Here is a 14,649-nt window from a genome sequence, read left to right as displayed (position 1 = left end):
CTAAGATTACCAAGAAATCGTTCCACTTGTGAAGGACGGAGTGTTGCAAACGAATTTGAGGTAATAGGTTCCTGACTCCAGTTTTGAAGTAGCAAAATTTACAGTCGCGTTGTTACCGCGAATTTCGCCTTTGTCATAGACGAGTTCATCAAACCAGAAAGGTACCTTTTTATAGACCGAGTAATAACAAATTGCAGTATATTCTGGTTCTGTGGCATTTTGGGAACCAAATACGGTTACCTTTGCGGATGAGTTCAACGTGAACTCTTTCTCGTGCGGGGCACCGTAGCCAGTATGGGTGCCACTGTACGGGGTCGAAGCAGCATGTGCATTAGATGAGAATACTGCTGCGGCTAACCCAGAGGTGATAAGTGCGGCGATCATTTTTTTGTTCATTATATTAACCCCTTCATATGTTTTTATATTATTAATATACACATAAAACGACTTGTTGTATATATATTTCTTGAAATTTTTATATAAAATATTAAAATAAGACAAAATACCTCGCTCTAAATGGGTATATTTGGTGATGCGATCATCATAGTGTGAGAAAATGTCCTAAACAAACAATGGCATTTCACATGCATAACTAGTCACTCATAATGAAACTTAATTTCCCAGAATGCCCTGAACCAAGGTGTAACCAGTAGCTTCATGAACATGATTTTCGATGATTTCGTGATGTTTTCCCAGATTTTACTCCAATCATAGGAATCTTCTACTCGAAAAGATCCCAAAATAGGAGCTCCAACCATCGAGCGGTTGGAGCTCCTATTTTGGAATATAATTGCTCATCAATTTCTTTCAACAAAACCCCATACGTTTCCGTGCGGATCTTTGACTTGGCAAATCTGTGGACCATCGATTCCAACAATGGGCCCACGAAAAACGGTACAACCGTGTGCAACAAAGTGATCGATGGTTGACGTGAGATTTTCAACCCGCCAATAAGCCACCTGCCCTGCTACACCGGAAGCGGTCTTCGAATCGGAAGGATGAAGCCCGATCGTGACCCGACCCAGCTGAAAGGTGCAATAATTGGGGTCATCAAACGTTGGATTGGTATCTAACAGTTTCATATACCATTGCTTGGCTTGAGTTACATCTTGAACAAAGAACAGAACTTCTTCAAGATCGACAATCTTGTGCAATGCTCCACCCCCTCAATGGTAACTATATCAAATCAGCACATTGCACGGTAAAAGAGTGAAAAAAAGTCATGGTCTGTTCAAGTGAAGAAACGATGCGACTTTCAGATGGATGGTTGTCACCCGAATCTAAAAGGATGAAATGCAAGAGGTTACCCCAAATCCAACGATGATCAATCCTGCAATCTTGTTGATTGCGCTGAGCACCTTCCGATTGATCCTATTTTTCAATAGATGCGTCACCGTCACCAAAGTCAGCCACCAGAGTACAGAGCCCATGAAAATGCCGCATATAGTAACGGATGCACCGAAAACTTGGTTGGAAGCTGTAGGAACTCCAACAGTTCCAAAGACAGCTAGAAAGAACAAGATGGTAGATGGGTTTGTGATGAGAAGGAAAAAAGAGGACAGAAAGTTTGCCAGAAGACCTTTGCTGGTCGGATCAACCTCGCGATCTGGTGGCACTGAACGAATCATCTTGACGCCCATGTAGATGAGGAAAACCCCACTGATAAGATGAACCAATCTCTCTTGGCTGACGAGAAACTGGGTGATCAGCCCTGCGCCAAAAATGCCCGCGATCACCCCATAGATGGCGTTGGCAAATGCAGCTCCCAAGCCAGTCAGAAACCCTGACAAGCGACTTTGTACGAGTGTGCGCTGAATGCATAGTAGACCGATTGCCCCAACGGGGGCCGCAACAGAAAATCCGATCAGAACTCCCTTTAGGAAGAAAATCATGGATCAAAACCCTCCTTTGACTTGATTGTTTTGAAATTGTTGCCATTGTCATCTTCCATTTGGAACACCTCCCGTAAGAATACAAAAAGCCTCCTTCCAGAAAGGGACGAGGCTTAACCCGTGTTGCCACCCTAGTTGTCGGAAAAGAACCGACCACTCAGCTCCGGTAACGGTGGAGAACCGTCCATTCCTACTAGAACGAAATCGTTCGGATGGCGCTCCGTGGTGTTCTTCCTCTAGCGATAATCATTGCCCTTTCAGCGTTTGGGCAACTCTCTGTGGATTGCCATCTAGAGTACTTCTCCACGTCAAAGCTTATTGTTCTCTATCATACCTGTCAGGAACTGATAGTCAACAGGCTACTTATCAAAATTGCCGCTAAAACATATCGTGATTTCCTATCGTTTTTTACAGTTGCATAATATGTGATTGCTCGCTCTCGACCAGCACTGCGCGACAGAGTTTTCACAATCATAGAAGGCTCTGTCGAAAAGGGGATGGTGTTTTTGACCAACTCTATTCGTTGCATACGATCAAGATCTTTGAGATGCTCAAAGAGTAGAAGCAGCAGTTGGGAGCCTTGACTTACGTATCGCCAAGTAGGAACGATCACGCAGACGAATGGAGACGATGAGGCGCATGGAATGGAAAGGTGAAGCGGTAGTCGGCACGGGGAGCGTATTGATGGTGAGCACGAGCGGGACGCACACGTTTAGCAAGCAAAATCAGGACAGCATCCAGCTTTTAGCTGGGCTGGGTGTCGAAGGAGACGCTCATCTGGGAAAAGAGGTCAAGCATCGCTCGCGGGTGGCGCAAGACCCGACCCAGCCGAACCTGCGCCAAGTGCACCTAATTCACGCTGAACTGTTTGACGAGTTACAGGCGGCCGGCTTTTCTGTTTCGGCGGGGCAGATGGGCGAAAATATCACCACGCGAGGTGTCGATCTGCTCGGTTTGCCAACGGGAGCCAGACTGTACATCGGCGATGCGGCGATCGTCGAGGTCACCGGACTGCGCAACCCTTGCGCCCAGCTGGATCGCTTTCAGCCAGGCTTGATGAAGACGGTTCTCGACCGTGACGAGCAGGGCAACCTGATCCGCAAAGCGGGGATCATGGGCATCGTGTTGAGCGGCGGACAGGTGCGCCCAGGCGATCAGATCCGCGTTGAATGGTCGCCTGAGCCACACCGCCCGCTCGAACGGGTGTAAGAAGGCGCACAGCGCCTCTGACAGAGACCTTGAAAGAGATGATCGTGAACGATGCGATCGCCGATCAAGGGCGGAAGTGATTCGTTGGGAATAAATGGATGATACCGGTCGCGAGGGCTATCCACCTTGGCTTACCCATTTTAAATGCATTCCTCAAGGAATCTTGAGCGTGTACCCGATCGTCCTCAGAATCGAGTCGGGCATCTCACGATGATCTAGCGGCAAGGGATAGCTCCGAGCAGTCGGTTCCCAAAGCTCGATTGCTGTTTGATGAGATGGAGTGCAGAACAGTTCTGTTGCGAAGGCGACCGCATGCGGTCGTCTTCTTGGCGTGGTACGTCTACCGTACGTTTTGTCCGCATAACGTAGAGAGAAGAGGAATCTGATAGCTGAAGCGACGAGGGGGCGACTGCTGCCGCACGCGCCTTTCAACCGCCCTTTCTGAGCGAGGAGGAGGAGAACAGCATGTGGCCATTGCTGTTTGCCATCGGGGTGTTTGCTTTTGTGGGATTCTTGTTTTTCGCCTTCGCTTGGACTGCACATTTCACCCAGAAGAAAAGAGAGTAGCAATTTGGAAGGGAGCAACCCCTTCCTTTTTTCTTGTCATTCGCCGTTTTGTGATACTATGGAAAAGGACGGGATAGGTTTCATCACCCTACATAACCTGTTACATATGCTATGCGATTTGATGAACTTGCGAAAGACCGCGGGCTCGCCTGGGCGATCACCATTCGCTCGCAGCGCTGAGCGGTGTGAGCAGACCCGCATGGCGAGATGCTTGACGCGGATCGAAACGCCATATCCCACCCGAATGAAGCAGGCAGATCTGGCAAGCAAACTATAGTAAACTGTTAGGGGGTGTGTCAATGAGCAAGACCATTTTAGAACAAGTGTTGGAAGCGAATACTGGGTTCGTCGACGAGTGGAAAAAGCGAAAGGAACTGCACAACGTTCCGGCCGTCACGAAGATCCCGAGCAAAGAGCTTGCGATCTTCACCTGCATGGACACTCGCCTCGTCGATTTCCTCGAAGGTGCGATGGGCATCCAGCGCGGCGAGGCGAAGGTGATCAAAAATGCGGGGAACACCCTCACCCATCCGTTTGGAGTCGTCATCCGCTCATTGGTGATGGCGATCTACGCGCTCGGCGTGAAGGAGCTGATCGTCATCGGACATCTCGATTGCGGCATGTCGACAGCGACGGCAGACGACTTGAAGGAGAAGATGATCGCCCGCGGGATCTCGCCCGAAGCGATCAAGCTGGTCGAAGGCGCTCTGTCGCGTTGGGTGGACACGTTCCACCACCCGATCGAAAACGTGGCCGAGGTGGTCAAAACGATCCGCGAGAACCCATTGATTCCCAAGGATGTTCCGGTGCACGGCCTGATCTTCGATCCGGATGATGGCCGTCTCGACCTGATCGTCAACGGATACGAAAACTTGGGCTAGGCTGCCGTTGTTGTTTTGAAAGCGACTCATTTGGCTATTACTAAGAGAGATTGTTTACAAGCGCTGATCGATGCGCTATAGTAGTCAGTAGCGAATGAGAATCATTTTCAATAATGACAAAGCAACGGTAAGGTGATGTGAGATGCTCGTTGAAAAAATTCGCAAGGAAGTCGTTCAGATGTGCTGGGGAGTCGGTCACTACCGCGAACCAGAGCCCATTCTCGACTGCATCGAGCATATTTTGACAGAGTGGCATTACAGTGCGGATGTGGACGTTTTCGTCTCAAAATGGGAGGAAACTGGCTGTCATTTGTACACCAAGGCACTTGTCAAATTCGGTTCCGGCGTGTATTCTTTAATTTTGTCGGAGACATGCGAACCCGATGTGCTTATCTATAAGCAAAATGACATCACTTATCTCCTTGCTTCGGTCATCGAGGAGACCGAACAGGAGTTGGCTAGACTTCGTTCGGAGGGCGTTGAACTGATCGATCCGCTCTCTCACATGCTTCAGGAGATGGAGCAGTTTCAAAGCATTTATCAAGATCAAGATCAAGATCAGACAAGGGAGTAGATACTTACATGGCACGTTCCACAGGTCCGAAACACAAACTTTGCCGCCAAGTTGGCCAAGCGCTCTGCGGCTCCGCAAAATGTCCAGTACACAAGCGTCCGTACCCGCCGGGTCAACACGGCCCGACCAAGCGCAAGAAGATGAGCGAATACGGTCTGCAGCTGCAAGAGAAGCAAAAACTGCGTTACATCTTCGGCGTGCTGGAAAAGCAATTCCGCGCGTACTACGAAGAAGCTGCTCGTCAATCGGGCATCACCGGGGAAAACTTGCTGCGCCAGCTCAACTCGCGCCTCGATTACCTCGTCTACCAAGCTGGCTTCGCTCGCACCCTGCAAGGTGCTCGTCAGCTGGTCAACCATGGTCACGTGACTGTCAACGGCAACAAGGTCGACATCGCATCCTTTGCGGTTCGCCCGGGCAACGTGATCTCGCTGCGTGAGAAATCTCGCGACCTCACACCGGTCAAAGACGCTCTGGAAGGCGTGTCCGCACGTCCGGCATACTTGGAGTGGGATGCGAACAGCCTCTCCGCGACTTACAGCCGCTTCCCGACCCGCGAAGAAATGCCGCAGCAAATTCAAGAATCGATGATCGTCGAATACTACTCCCGTTAATCGGGAGTTGAAAACGCCCCTCTCAGGGGCGTTTTTTTGTTGTATGAGGTATAATAGACGATGTTTCAACGATGAATAGAATGAGGAGTGTTTGGATAGATGCAAGAACAACAGCAGTTTCTTCCCACCAACCGGATGGCGGTCGCATCGCTCGTGCTCGGCGCGAGCTCGCTCGTCACGGTGATCATCCCGTTTCTTAACTTTTTCGTTCTGCTGATGGGCCCATTAGGAATCATACTCGGCTTTGTTGGAATCAGGCAGATCAAGCAGGCGCCAGAAGCGATGAAAGGCGGTTGGCAGGCGCTGACCGGCATTCTTTTAAACCTGGTCTCCACGTTGCTGGTCGCCTCGGTTCTCAGCTTTGTGCTGCTGATGGTTTAAAGGCTCGATCCTTTTTTTGAGATCGTGAAGGGTTTCATCCGCTCGAACCGTCAATAGGAGTGAAAGAAAGATCTGAAAGTGAGGCAAACGGAGGAGAGGGGGGAACCGGCACACGATGCAGGAGTTTAGCGATCAAGAGTTGATACAGCGCGTCATCACAGGAGACTGCGACAGCTACCGACTGCTCGTGGAGCGGTATCAAACTCTCATCTACACGATTGCCCACAGGATGGTGCGCGATCGAACGGAGGCTGAGGACATCACCCAAGAGGTCTTCCTCAAAGCGTACCGAACGTTAGACAGCTTTCGCGAAGAGGCGAGCTTCAAAACGTGGATCTGCAGAATCGCCACCAACCGATGCATCGATTGGCGGCGGAAACATCTGGTCAGACAGGAGCAGACAGCGCAAGTGGAAGAGGCGGAGCGAATACCTGATGACCTCGACCTCTCTCCGGAGCGAATCCTGCTTCGTCAAGAGCGACAAGTAGAAGTGCGCGATCTGATCGATAAGATGCCGGAAAAATATCGATCGATCCTGCTGATGTACCATTTTCAAGGGATGAGTTACAAAGATATCGCTGAAGTGCAAGAGATCTCACCGCGCACAGTCGAAACGCGGCTGTACCGTGCAAAAAACATGTTGCGCGATCGACTGAAAGGAGGCGAAACGGATGGAGCACGTAGCAGGAGATTTGATTTGGAAGTTTCTAAACGGTGATGCGCTTTCTGACGATCTGTTGGATGGTATCGCACTGCATATGTCCGAATGTGACTTCTGTGCTGAGCGGCTGGCGAACATGGCAGAGCTCGGTTCGAATATGCCGGAAATGTTGCCGCTCGTCGCGCCGCCTGCTGGGCTGACCGATCGGATCATGAGCGGGATCGAACAGCTCGACAGACAGGCTGTGACGACCTCCGCACACGCTGCGCCTGAAGAGACCCACGCTGCGCCACCCGCCCTGCCGTTTGCAGCTCGCAAACAGCGGTCTCCGCGCTTCGAGCTGTTCACTCGCGTGGCCACCGCCGCAGTCGTCACCGGCCTGATGATCTTCGGATCGGCAGGTCAGAGCTATGCGGAACAAGTGCCGGTGGTCGGCAAGACGATCGCGGCCGTGTCGAACACGGGCAACCTGTTTACCGACGGAACGGCTCGCATCTATTCGGAGCTGCACTACCTGTTTAGCTCGATAAGCTTTGATTTTTCGAAATGAGGAGGGATCATCTGATGAACTGCCATTACCATCCGGATCACCCTGTGGAGCGTGAGTGCCGCCTCTGCCACAAGCTGATCTGTTCCGACTGTTTGGTTCCGGTTGGCGAACATGCTGTCTGCAAGAGCTGTGTTTCGCAAACGCTGACGCTCGAAGAACCGCTGGCGAACCATCGACCGATCCAACTGGATAAAAAGGCCGAGAAGGCAAGCAGGGCTGTCAAGACGGTCAGACGCAAATCGGAGACGCTGATCGAGGGTCACCGCAGTTTCTTTCTCACCACCCTGTTCTCCTGTCTGCCAGGCCTGGGACACTACTATCTCGGCCTGCAAGTGCGCGGCGTGCAGTTGATGATCGTCTTCTTCGGACTGATCTTCCTGAACACGATCGTGCCGAACTCGCTGTCGTTCGCGACCGGCTTTGCGGTGCCGATCCTCTGGTTTTACGCTCAGGTGGATGCGCATAAGCATCGCGACATGATCAACCGTGGCGATGTTGTGGATGACCGGGCGATCTTCCCGCGCTGGAAAGAGATGCTCAACGTCTCGATGCTCGGCTGGTCGTTTGCCATCATCGGCAGCATCGCGCTCACCTACGGTCTGTTCGATCTGGCAGGCTTGAACTGGCAGCTGCGCGACGCGCTCAAGGAGATGGTCACAGCGGCGCTGTTCCTCGCCCTCGGCGTGTGGATTGTCAACGGGAAGGCGCTTCCTTTCACCACCGATCGGAACATCGATAAGAATGAAGATGGTGGACATGCGTAAAGTAGGAACTCTGACCAGTGCGTGCACGATGCTCGCACTGGGTCTTCTGCTTTTCATCGACCTGTTGCGACAGGGGAACTATTTTCTGACCGGGCTGAACCTGTGGCCTCTGATCGTCATCGGGCTGGGTGCAGAGCTGTTGATCAGCTGGTTGTCGATTCGGCGCAAGAAGTTTCAGGAGCGCATCCGCCTCGATGGACGCAGCCTTGCGCTGCTGTTTCTGGTCGGCGTTTTTTCGGTCAACTACTATCTGACCACCACCCGCGTTGCCCAAGGCGAGGAGCCCACACCGCAGAAGCCGTTGCTCACGGTGACGAGCAAAGACCTCGCGCTGCCGACGCAGATCGTGCCGATCCTGCCGATCACCAAGGAAGTGGTGATCGAGAATCCGCTCGGCACAATCGAGGTGACCGGAACGACAGCGCGCGAGCTCTCGATCGATGCGGTCGCCCATGTGTCGATCATCGATAAGAACGAGCCGGTCGTCTCCGCCGTTCAGCTGATGCCCTACACCGAGGTGGGCGAGTCGACGACGGTGAAGGTAAAAGCGTCTGATGAGGAGAGCGGTTCGGGAACGATCGATCTGAAGCTGGTCGTGCCCACCGGCGTCGTGCTCAAGCTGCGCACCGAGCAGGGGGACATCATCGTTCGCGACTACTATGGCGACGCCGATCTGACCAGCAAGGGCGGCGCTGTGACCGTTGAGACGCTGCGCGGCGATCTGCGCGCAGATCTGCAGAACGGCCCGCTCAGCGTTCATAACGTGTACGGAAACGCTGAGCTGCTCACCGGAGTGGGGAACATCCAAGCGAAGAAGATCAGCGGCAACTTGAACTTGGCGTCAGATGGCGGCGACAGCGAGATCGGACAGGTCGCAGGAAATGTCAAACTGAACGTCAAAGTCGGCAAGGTGAGCGTCGACACGGTGGGCGGTGACCTGATGGCGATGGCCGATTCGGCTGTGCTCGATGTGCGCAGCCCGCTCGCCAAAGTGGAGGCGACGATTCGCGGACTTGGTGATATGCGAGTGCGCGGGGACGTGTTGGCTCCGTGGACGCTCTCTGTGAACAACGGCAAGACGACGCTGGAGATGCCGAAGAGCTCGTCGATCAAATTTTTAGGAGAGTCGAACAGAGGCGTGATCAAAGGACCGACGAAATCGAGCAAAAATGCGGGCACCAAACAGGGCACGCTGCTCACCGACAAGTTGGGAGATGGGACGTGGCCGGTCACGGTGCGCTCCTATCATGGCAGCATCTTCGTCGATCTGTATTGAAAAGGGTCCCCGGATGAACAGGGACCCTTTTTTCATGGAGAGGGGGAACTACTCGTTGATCGCGTTCATCATGGAATCGGCGATCTGATCCATCTGATTGGCGCCGTTGCCGGAAGCGTTGTTGCGGCGCATCATTTCCCACGCTGCAATTCCAATTCCGGCTCCGAGCATCATGGCCGTCACGGTGTTCATCCCGTTTTTCCGGCGCGGCATCATATCGGTGATCATATTCCACATGTTCATACCACCTCCCGTAGCCATATTTTTTGCGTTTTTTTCGATCTCATACGAAGGAATAATTTCCTTGACGTAGTATTATAAACTCATATATTAAAATTTTTTGTTAAAAGGGTTGAGGGGAAATGAACAATCTGAATCAAGACACGGAACAGCGTGCTTCGATCATCAACATGGTGATCAGGATCAACAACCTGTTGATCAAGCACGGGAACAGCGACCGGCTGGCGGGTGCCTATGGGCTCTCGCAACAGCAGTGGACGTTGCTCGGAGTCCTGTTTCGAAGTGGTCAGGGTATGACGATGACAGAGCTTGGGAAGAATCTGCTTGTCACGAAGGCGAACATGACGGGCATGATCGACCGCCTTGAACGCGATGGTTTTGTCAGCCGCCACCCCGATCAGTTCGACCGTCGCGTCACCAAGGTGATGCTGACCGAAAAAGGCGCTCAGTTTATGCGTGAGATCGAAAAACCCCGCGACCAATTCAGCTCAGAGATCTTTGGCGATTTCACACCGGAGGAGAGCCAACAGTTTTACAACTACTTGGAACGCTTCTTTAAAAAACTGGATACTTGACATCTTAGATAGAAAAGCGGTGCCCCTGTGGACACCGCTTTCGTGCTACAATGATTGTGAGCTTTCGTTGATTTCTTTGATCGCTGTGATCAGCTCTTGCGTGGACGGCATCCCTTTGTTGATGTAGCGCACTTTCATGTCTTTATCGACGATGAGGACGGTGCGGGCGACCATCATGCCAGAGAATGTCGGCACATGATAGTTGGCGACGATCTGCCAGCGATCATCGAACACCAGAGGGAATCCGAAGTTGTGTTTGGCGGTAAACTTCTGGTGACCGGCGAATTTCCCCGGGTTGATGCCGAGGACAGCGGTGTCCAATTGCTCATAATCGGGCTGCGCATCGCGCGCGTCGCACAGCTGTTTGCGGCAGCCGGGCGTATTGTTGATCGGGTAGAAGATCAGGATCACATTTTTCTTCCCTTTGTAGTCATCATAGAGGCGCACAGGGCCTTCTGTGCTTTCCGCATGGAAGTCCGGAGCGGTCATTCCGATCTCAAGCATTACATTTCCTCCTCCCGCTCATTTTCCTTATTGTCTCAATCCCCTGTGGACGAGTCAAGCAAGGGGAAGGCGCGGGGGTTACATTTTACATATTGGGGGCTGAACAAGATGAGAGATGCTCGTTACGAAAAGCTGGCGAAAAACATGATGGAATACTCGGTTGCCTTGCAACCTGGAGAAAAAGTGCTGATCGACGTGACGGACGGCGAGGTGCCGCTCGCTCGGGAAATGATTCGCGCAGCCTATGCGGTCGGCGGCATGCCGTTCGTCTGGAACAAGGAGTCGCAGCTGAATCGCGAGCTGATCAGAGGGGCGAGCGAAGAGCAGGTGAAGATGTGGGGCGCTTTCGATCGCGCTGTGATGGAGCAGATGGATGCGTACATCTCGATTCGCGCTTCGCGCAATGTGAACGAGCTGGCAGGTCTTCCGGCTGAGAAGATGAAGCAGTTTGCGGAAAACTACACCAAGCCGGTGCATTTTGAAGTTCGAGTGCCGAAGACCAAATGGTGCATCCTGCGCTATCCGAACGAGTCGATGGCGCAGTCGGCAAACATGGCGACCGAAGACTTTGAGGATTTCTTCTTCGATGTCTGCACGCTCGACTATGCGAAGATGTCGGAGGCGATGAACCCGCTGAGAGAGCTGATGGAGCGCACCGACAAAGTGCACATCAAAGGGCCGGGCACCGACCTGTCCTTCTCGATCAAAGGGATCGGCGCAGTCAAATGCGATGGTCGTCTGAACATTCCGGACGGTGAGGTGTACTCCGCTCCAGTTCGCGATTCGGTAAACGGAACGGTTCAGTTCAACGCGCCGACGCTGTACAACGGAACGACGTTTGACAACATCCGCCTGACGTTCAAGGATGGCAAGATCGTCGAGGCGCTGGCAAACGATACGGAAGCGATCAACCGCATCTTCGATACAGATGAAGGCGCTCGCTACATCGGCGAGTTTTCGATCGGCTTCAACCCGTACATCCTCAACCCGATGAAGGACATCCTGTTCGATGAGAAGATCGCGGGCTCCTTCCACTTCACGCCGGGCAACTGCTACGATGATGCGTACAACGGCAACCATTCGAACATTCACTGGGATCTCGTCTGCATCCAGCGCCCCGAGTATGGTGGCGGTGAGATCTGGTTTGACGATGTGCTGATCCGCAAAGATGGCAGCTTCGTGATTCCTGAATTGCTCGGACTGAATCCGGAAAACTTAAAATAGGCAAGGTGGGCACCTTCGCGAGAAGGTGCCTTTTACTGTTTTATGGGAACAATAAAAATTTACTTTCTATTTAGAATTGACTTATGATAGGTCAGGTTAAGTTCTTTTCTTATGCTCAATATTATTCTTGTTGTTTGGCAGGAAAACGGAATTACAACGAGAAGTATTCCAATAAAAGGTCATTTGATGTCGGGGTTGGGGAATGGGGGACCGCCAATGAATGGCTGGGTAAATAAGATAGGGATACGCGAACTTCTTCTGTTTCTTCTCTTGGGGTGTACAGTTCTATTGAGCTTGTCTGAGCTGCCGACGCCGCTGCACCTGTTGCTTTGGGTGGCGACAGTCGCAGTGCTAGCGCTGATCGTGACGAGGGTGGTCAGGTCGCGCGCAGAGCGCTCTGAGGTGAGCGATGAGCCGTTTCGCTCTTTCGACCATGATCCGCTGACAGGACTTTATAACCATCGCAAGATCCAAGATGTGTTGCACAGCCTGTTGGTGCAGGCGAAGAGCGATGACGCGACGGTGTCGGTGTTGCTCTTCGACTTGGACGATTTCAAGCCGATCAACTGTGTCTACGGCTATGAGGTGGGCGATGAAATGCTGCGCCATGTGGTGAGAGTTCTGCTCGCAGAATGTCGTGAACAGGATGTGCTCGGAAGATATGGGGGTGACGAGTTCATCCTGATCCTGCCCGACACCTCGCCGGAGGAAGCGGAGCGGATCGCCGCTCGTTTTCAGACTCGCTTGAACCACGAGCCCTTTCGCTTTCAGCAGTATGAGGAGGCGCTGACGATCTCCGTCTCGATCGGGATCGCAACCTACCCTGATGATGCGCAGAGCCAATCGCTGCTCGTCGAGTTTGCGCTGCGAACGACAGAGGAGTGCAAGCGGCAAGGCTCGGCGAAGATCCAGCGCGTGCCGAGCTATCTGCAGATCGAAAAGCGTCTCGACACAGACTCACACGATCTGGAGATGTACATCCTTTCCTTGAAGGACAAAGACACCCACACGGTGCAGCACTCGGAGGATGTGGCGCGCTATGCGCTGATCTTAGCGGAAGCGCTCCACCTGCCGGAGAGCACGAAAAGGGAGCTGTACACAGGAGCGCTCTTTCATGACATCGGCAAGATCTTGATCCCCGATCAGATCTTGAAGAAGCCGGGTCGGCTGACCGATCTGGAGTTTGATCGAATGAAAGAGCACGTTTTGCGCTCCGACCGACTGCTCGCTGAGCACTATACGAGCGAGACGATGAAGCAGGCGGTGCTCTGCCATCATGAGCGCTACGATGGGAAGGGATACCCGCTCGGGCTGAACGGCTCCACGATCCCTTTGGTCGGGCGGATCATGGCGATCGCCGACTCGTTTTCAGCGATGACGCTCGACCGCGCCTATCGTCGAGGGAAATCGATCGAGGAAGGCTTGGTCGAGATGCGCAGATGTGCGGGCACGCAGTTCGATCCTGAGCTGGTCGAATTGTTCTGCAAGGCGATCGAGGAGCGCAAAGGACAGATGTAATCGCAAGGGCGCAGACCGAACTCACGGCTGCGCTTTTTTTGTATAATAGGGTGATAGGTGAACAGAAGTGGGAGGCTAGGAGATGCGAGAGGAGACGAGGCGGTCGAAGGTCGACGTCGATCGGAAGACGGCCCAAGCTGTCGGTGCAGGGATCTTGCACTGGTATGAAGAGGTCAAACGCGATCTGCCGTGGCGGCGGACGCGAGATCCGTATAAAATCTGGGTGTCAGAAGTGATGTTGCAACAGACGCGCGTGGAGACGGTCATTCCCTATTGGAACCGCTTTATCGAGCTGTTTCCGACGATCGAGCAGCTGGCGGAGGCGCCGGAGCCGAACGTGCTAAAAGCGTGGGAAGGGCTCGGCTACTACTCGCGCGTGCGCAACCTGCAAAAGGGTGCGCAGGTGGTGCGCGACAAATTTGGCGGACGGGTACCCGATACGCTGGATGAGATTTCAACACTGCCCGGCGTCGGGCCGTATACGGCAGGTGCGATCCTGTCGATCGCCTACGATGTGGACGTTCCGGCGGTAGATGGCAACGTGTTTCGGGTGCTGTCGCGGATTTTTTTGATCGAAGAGGACATCATGAAGCCGAAGACGCGGCGAACGTTTGAAAGCTTGGCCGAGTTTTTGATTCCGCCAGGACGAGCAGCATCTTTCAATCAGGGCTTGATGGAGCTGGGGGCGACGATCTGCATTCCGAAAAATCCGCGCTGCCACGCCTGTCCGGTGCAGGCGAAGTGCAGGGCGCAGGAAGAGGGAATCCAGGAACAGCTCCCGATCAAAGAGAAGAAAAAGCCGCCGCGTCCGGTCGACATGACCGCAGCGCTTTTGCGCGATGGGGATCGAGTGTTGATCCGCCGTCGGCCCGAGAGCGGACTGCTGGCCGGCATGTGGGAGTTCCCGGGCGGTGAGCGATTGGATGGCATGACGCTTGAGGAAAGCTTGACAGCTCACCTGCGCGACGCTTTTGGCGTCCAGGCGAATCCGAGTTCACTTTTCGCCCAAGTACAACATACGTTTAGCCACCTGCAGTGGGATATGCGCGTCTACGAATGCGCGCTGACAGCCGGCCAGGTGCGCGAACAGGAAGATGTCAAATGGGTCGCGATCAGCGACCTAAGCACCTATACGTTCCCGGTGGCACACGGGAAAGTGGTAAAAGAGCTAAGCGGCTTGGTCTAGGCGGTACAAGCTGGCGGCGTGTGCGAATCGGGC

18 protein-coding genes and 1 other annotated feature are annotated in these 14,649 nt (G+C 53.2%); of the genes, 13 read left to right on the top strand and 5 right to left on the bottom strand.

Annotated elements, in window-relative coordinates:
- Positions 1-6: 6 nt before the first annotated feature.
- From ACFSOY_RS06260 to ACFSOY_RS06250, 3 genes are all read right to left on the bottom strand, one after another.
- Complete coding sequence (locus tag ACFSOY_RS06260; RefSeq protein WP_386044871.1) at positions 7-396, bottom strand: hypothetical protein; 390 nt, start codon at positions 394-396, stop codon at positions 7-9.
- Positions 397-797: 401 nt separating this feature from the next.
- The gene (locus ACFSOY_RS06255; RefSeq protein WP_386044869.1) at positions 798-1,154 is read right to left on the bottom strand and encodes a VOC family protein; all 357 of its coding nucleotides are present in this window, start codon (positions 1,152-1,154) and stop codon (positions 798-800) included.
- Between the two features lie 126 nt (positions 1,155-1,280).
- On the bottom strand, positions 1,281-1,892 hold the full coding sequence (locus tag ACFSOY_RS06250; RefSeq protein ID WP_386044867.1) for a LysE family translocator: 612 nt from the start codon (positions 1,890-1,892) through the stop codon (positions 1,281-1,283).
- Positions 1,893-1,991: 99 nt separating this feature from the next.
- Positions 1,992-2,213, bottom strand: a binding site (T-box leader).
- Positions 2,214-2,522: 309 nt separating this feature from the next.
- On the opposite strand from ACFSOY_RS06250, the gene ACFSOY_RS06245 reads away from it, so the two are divergent.
- From ACFSOY_RS06245 to ACFSOY_RS06205, 9 genes are all read left to right on the top strand, one after another.
- On the top strand, positions 2,523-3,101 hold the full coding sequence (locus ACFSOY_RS06245; RefSeq protein ID WP_386044865.1) for an MOSC domain-containing protein: 579 nt from the start codon (positions 2,523-2,525) through the stop codon (positions 3,099-3,101).
- 866 nt (positions 3,102-3,967) lie between these two features.
- Positions 3,968-4,549: a beta-class carbonic anhydrase gene (locus tag ACFSOY_RS06240; protein WP_386044864.1), complete on the top strand. Its 582-nt coding sequence runs from the start codon at positions 3,968-3,970 to the stop codon at positions 4,547-4,549.
- 142 nt (positions 4,550-4,691) lie between these two features.
- The gene (locus ACFSOY_RS06235) at positions 4,692-5,123 is read left to right on the top strand and encodes a hypothetical protein (protein WP_386044862.1); all 432 of its coding nucleotides are present in this window, start codon (positions 4,692-4,694) and stop codon (positions 5,121-5,123) included.
- A gap of 8 nt (positions 5,124-5,131) precedes the next feature.
- Complete coding sequence (rpsD, locus tag ACFSOY_RS06230; RefSeq protein ID WP_386044860.1) at positions 5,132-5,737, top strand: 30S ribosomal protein S4; 606 nt, start codon at positions 5,132-5,134, stop codon at positions 5,735-5,737.
- 99 nt (positions 5,738-5,836) lie between these two features.
- Positions 5,837-6,118 carry a DUF4190 domain-containing protein gene (locus tag ACFSOY_RS06225; protein WP_386044859.1) on the top strand — a complete coding sequence of 94 codons (282 nt, stop codon included), beginning with the start codon at positions 5,837-5,839 and terminating at the stop codon, positions 6,116-6,118.
- A 115-nt stretch (positions 6,119-6,233) separates the two neighbouring features.
- A complete protein-coding gene (locus ACFSOY_RS06220; protein WP_386044857.1) occupies positions 6,234-6,836 on the top strand; it encodes an RNA polymerase sigma factor in 603 nt (200 codons plus the stop codon).
- Positions 6,790-7,329, top strand: a complete 540-nt coding sequence (locus ACFSOY_RS06215; protein WP_386044855.1) for an anti-sigma factor — start codon at positions 6,790-6,792, stop codon at positions 7,327-7,329. The genes ACFSOY_RS06220 and ACFSOY_RS06215 overlap by 47 nt, the downstream gene beginning before the upstream one ends.
- A 14-nt stretch (positions 7,330-7,343) precedes the next feature.
- The gene (locus tag ACFSOY_RS06210) at positions 7,344-8,093 is read left to right on the top strand and encodes a B-box zinc finger protein (protein WP_386044853.1); all 750 of its coding nucleotides are present in this window, start codon (positions 7,344-7,346) and stop codon (positions 8,091-8,093) included.
- Entirely contained in the window at positions 8,086-9,369 is a 1,284-nt protein-coding gene (locus ACFSOY_RS06205; RefSeq protein ID WP_386044851.1) for a DUF4097 family beta strand repeat-containing protein, read from the top strand. Before ACFSOY_RS06210 ends, ACFSOY_RS06205 begins: the two co-directional genes overlap by 8 nt.
- A gap of 48 nt (positions 9,370-9,417) precedes the next feature.
- On the opposite strand, the gene ACFSOY_RS06200 is transcribed toward ACFSOY_RS06205, so the two are convergent.
- Positions 9,418-9,606, bottom strand: coding sequence for a hypothetical protein (locus ACFSOY_RS06200; protein ID WP_386044849.1), 189 nt, complete (start codon positions 9,604-9,606; stop codon positions 9,418-9,420).
- 125 nt (positions 9,607-9,731) lie between these two features.
- Between ACFSOY_RS06200 and ACFSOY_RS06195 the strand changes: the two genes are divergently transcribed.
- The gene (locus ACFSOY_RS06195) at positions 9,732-10,184 is read left to right on the top strand and encodes a MarR family winged helix-turn-helix transcriptional regulator (RefSeq protein WP_386044847.1); all 453 of its coding nucleotides are present in this window, start codon (positions 9,732-9,734) and stop codon (positions 10,182-10,184) included.
- Positions 10,185-10,229: 45 nt separating this feature from the next.
- Here the strand turns inward: ACFSOY_RS06195 and ACFSOY_RS06190 are convergent, their stop codons facing one another.
- Positions 10,230-10,688, bottom strand: coding sequence for a peroxiredoxin (locus ACFSOY_RS06190; protein ID WP_386044845.1), 459 nt, complete (start codon positions 10,686-10,688; stop codon positions 10,230-10,232).
- 108 nt (positions 10,689-10,796) lie between these two features.
- Here ACFSOY_RS06190 and ACFSOY_RS06185 point away from each other — a divergent pair, with 108 nt between their 5' ends.
- From ACFSOY_RS06185 to mutY, 3 genes are all read left to right on the top strand, one after another.
- Positions 10,797-11,912: an aminopeptidase gene (locus tag ACFSOY_RS06185; protein ID WP_386044843.1), complete on the top strand. Its 1,116-nt coding sequence runs from the start codon at positions 10,797-10,799 to the stop codon at positions 11,910-11,912.
- A gap of 288 nt (positions 11,913-12,200) precedes the next feature.
- A complete protein-coding gene (locus ACFSOY_RS06180) occupies positions 12,201-13,430 on the top strand; it encodes a bifunctional diguanylate cyclase/phosphohydrolase (protein ID WP_386044841.1) in 1,230 nt (409 codons plus the stop codon).
- 82 nt (positions 13,431-13,512) lie between these two features.
- Positions 13,513-14,616 carry an A/G-specific adenine glycosylase gene (gene mutY / locus ACFSOY_RS06175; protein ID WP_386044839.1) on the top strand — a complete coding sequence of 368 codons (1,104 nt, stop codon included), beginning with the start codon at positions 13,513-13,515 and terminating at the stop codon, positions 14,614-14,616.
- Positions 14,617-14,649 lie beyond the last annotated feature (33 nt).

Origin of the sequence: Tumebacillus lipolyticus, assembly GCF_042682745.1 — a bacterium.
GTDB classification, from domain to species: domain Bacteria; phylum Bacillota; class Bacilli; order Tumebacillales; family Tumebacillaceae; genus Tumebacillus_A; species Tumebacillus_A lipolyticus.
The sequence above is the reverse complement of the archived record's forward strand: the minus strand, read 5'-3'. Positions and strand labels throughout refer to the sequence as shown.